The organism is Kluyvera georgiana ATCC 51603 (assembly GCF_001654985.1).
Lineage (GTDB): Bacteria > Pseudomonadota > Gammaproteobacteria > Enterobacterales > Enterobacteriaceae > Kluyvera > Kluyvera georgiana.
The window spans coordinates 1-3,211 of sequence record NZ_LXEU01000093.1; the positions used below are offsets into that span (position 1 = coordinate 1).

The 3,211-nt window shown below is 49.5% G+C and carries 4 protein-coding genes; all 4 read right to left on the reverse strand.

The features are described 5' to 3' along the window. Positions 1-991, reverse strand: a 991-nt coding sequence (locus M989_RS22235) for a hypothetical protein (RefSeq protein ID WP_064549011.1), incomplete at its 3' end; no start/stop codon positions are given. Beyond that, positions 988-2,121 carry a DUF2169 family type VI secretion system accessory protein gene (locus tag M989_RS22240; protein ID WP_064549013.1) on the reverse strand — a complete coding sequence of 378 codons (1,134 nt, stop codon included), beginning with the start codon at positions 2,119-2,121 and terminating at the stop codon, positions 988-990. The genes M989_RS22235 and M989_RS22240, both read right to left, overlap by 4 nt. Positions 2,122-2,129: 8 nt before the next feature. Then, complete coding sequence (locus tag M989_RS22245) at positions 2,130-2,648, reverse strand: DUF6484 domain-containing protein (RefSeq protein ID WP_064549015.1); 519 nt, start codon at positions 2,646-2,648, stop codon at positions 2,130-2,132. Positions 2,649-2,650: 2 nt separating this feature from the next. Then, a partial coding sequence (locus M989_RS22250) for a bacteriophage T4 gp5 trimerisation domain-containing protein (protein ID WP_425337871.1) occupies positions 2,651-3,211 on the reverse strand: 561 nt, incomplete at its 5' end.

Sequence of the window (3,211 nt, forward strand, 5' to 3'; positions counted from 1 at the left end):
CCCGGTGCCCGTAGTCATCGCTGAGGTGGATTAGTCCTTTCCGCCCCGGTCCATCCGGACGTGGCATGACTGATGCCAGGTATGCCAGCATCAACGGGCCGGACGCTGCTCCCACCTCTCCGGTACTGGCGGTCAGCATGAGATGTGGGTAATCAGCGACTTTATGTTCCAGTGAACGCAGGACAGCCAGCTCAGTTTCCCTGAAATAGAATGACTCATGGCTGACGGCACTGATATGGAACAGGGTTTCTGTCAAAGGATGCCCACTGTCAGTCACCGCCCTGCGAATCGCTTTGTTCAGACCAGTCCCCCGATTAGGGAGTTCATCCTGTAAAATATGGGCCTCTTCATTGCCCTGGCCAATTCCACAAATAATCAATCCGTTATCATTTGGATTTTCGTTGAGGGTGACTATTATGGCTCCGGCAGCTTCTCCGGGAATAAATCCATCGCTGTTATCTCCGGTTAACAGACGCTGTTGCCCCAGATAGTGTGTTATTGCCGCAGAACTAAAAAAACTGTCCATGCCAGCTATCAAAACTCGATGGACTTGACCTGTCGTCAAAAAATCTGAAGCCATCGCGAGTGCAGAGACCAGACCAACTTTTCCTGACGGCACTACACAAGAACAAGGATGAAAGTCGTACTGCGCCGTGCAATCCTGGTAGATTTCATCCGACCAGTTTTCAGTGGCTCCGGGGCGCTCCGGTTCGGGAACAATCAAAATCAGGGCCGTATTGTTAAGGGCGCTGGCATGATTGTCATTAGCCAGACATTCAGTCAATACCCTCCGAAACATCCACCCCATTCGAGAGGTTCCCCACTGGTCAATGCCGTAAAGCTGTGCGCCAATAAGCGATTTCCCTTGCGGGTCAACAAATTGCGTTTCCCGGAAATGGTCCATTCCTGCGCGGATAGCGGGTACTGCTGCCGCAGTGGAATATCCGACAGCGCAGCACATTCCTGTTGCTGTAATACGTAAAGCTGTCATAGCGCCTCACCATTATCCGAAAGGGGAGATTCATCCATTGTTGTATCTCCCTGCTGGCCGGAGCATCCTGTACATCCCAGAGAACCTGCTACTCTGGCTTGCCACCAGCTACTGCATACATGCCCGACAGCGATTGTCTGAATGCTCTGAACGCGGCGTTTTACCGGCAGGCTGGCTCGCCAGACAACAGAGAAACGTGCTTCATCAGGTTCAAAGTAAAGCGTATCAACAACGGCTGGCAGGGTATGTACCTGGTAATCAGACATCAGTACCTTCACAGGTAAATTATCCAGCCTGGGAAGCTTAAATCGTACTTCATCACGGCCCTGCATCAGGTTACGCAAAATAACCTCTTCTCCACCAACAGGATAATCAATCTGTTGATCTTCCGGAGCACACTGGAAATAGCGCTCATCAAAATCATCGGGGAGCAAAGGAAAAAACTCATCCTTCCAGCGTTGATCGTAGGTTCCGGCATAGCGTCTGCGTGGCATCCAGCTTCGTGATACAGCAGACAATGCCACTGGTTCATAGTTTTCCAACGCTGATGACAATGGCTTATTGATAAGTTCAAGGTTAGGTAGTTCCACGGCGTTATCCTCTCCTTTTGGGCTAAGATAGCCTTTGCCAATCGGATTTTCCCCGAAAAAATCAGGCAGGAGATCATTGCCATCTCTGTAGTGCTGAACGCCGCCAAAGGCATGATCATAGAGAAGAGGCATAATGGTGAACGGTTCTGGCCTGCTCAGCATACCAGGAGCATTTCGGTCCCAGTGTCGATGACCGACAACATGCAATGCTTTTTGCATTGCACCAACCTTAACTGCAACATCAAGTGCCTCGACAGGCTTTCCCTGTGGAGCATAGGCCCTGGCATTAAACAGCACATCACACTTTTCTTTGAATCGTATAAAATCCACTTCATATAGAGGTGCTGATAGCCCTGGTTCTCCTGCAAAGCTGTCCTCGGTGCTCAGAGGCTGGGGGGGGAGTTGAGGACGAGGGGCTTTACCATTGGCAGGAATGCGATATGTTGCTTTGATTACGACGACTACATGCTCCCGGCCAGCTTTATCCGTGACGGTTGTGATATCCGCGATAGTGTGCCGGGCACCATTGATAATTTCCATATTCCTACCTAATTAACCTGAACTGACCCTCCACGCAACCGCTGTGTAGCCAGTGCATGACTGTCAATATAAAGTGCCCGAATGTAAACCGTCCCTTCTGCTGTCATGACTATGCAGGATTCACCACACTGGAGTACCAGTTCATCATCAGCGTGAATAACCACCTGTTTTCCATTTCGCCTGACGGAGACTTCAGATGTTTTCGGTATTTCACCTGGTCCGGTGGAAGTCTGAGTATGGATAAGCCCCATGACCAATGGCTTGCTCAAATCTCCCTGGATGAACTGGATTGCGCACAGCCTTCCTATATCCTTTCTCTCCAAAGGGCATACTGATAGGGCTTTGGATGTAGTGTTACTGAACGCAACAGACGTGCCCGTATCATCAACAGCAATAATCCGGCCAATAAGCATATGGTAAGGATTAACTGGAGGATGAGCCCCATCGCTTTCCAGTATTTTGTCCAGCAGTTCTGTGGGCCTGCCATTGTCTTCAACAAGAGGTAAAACTGATGATTCAAATTGCATGGTTAATTCTCCAGAATGGTTTTCGCCTGTAGGTTAATATCACCATCCGCTTTGTAATACTGTTCGCCAGTTGTTCCAAGAGATAACTCATGCCCGTTGATAGTGATGTAGCCATCTTTATCCATACGCAATGTACTTTTCCCGCATACAAATTCAATGGAATCAGTGACCGTGACCGAAAGCGCTTCACCGATGGTGATCGTCTGGGATTTTTCTACTTCTTCAGTATCATTTCCCGTTACCTTACTGTCCTGATCGTTACCTACCGTTTTGGTGCGATTGTTTGTGACTTCGAGGGTCTGGTCATTCCCGACGCTCATACTCTGGTCATGCATCACGGTGATTTTCTGATCATGCCCTCCGGCATTTTCTTTACCTACAGCAACCGTCTGGCCCAGCCCTACGGTAATGCTCTGGTTGTTACCAATAGTTTCCGTATGGTTCACCTTTACATCCGTCGTCCGGTTATTCAGTACCTCCGTGTCCATGTTCTTCTGCGCGTGGATATACACCTGCTCCTGGTCCGTCGCATCCTCAAACCGCAGTTCGTTAAATCCGCTTCC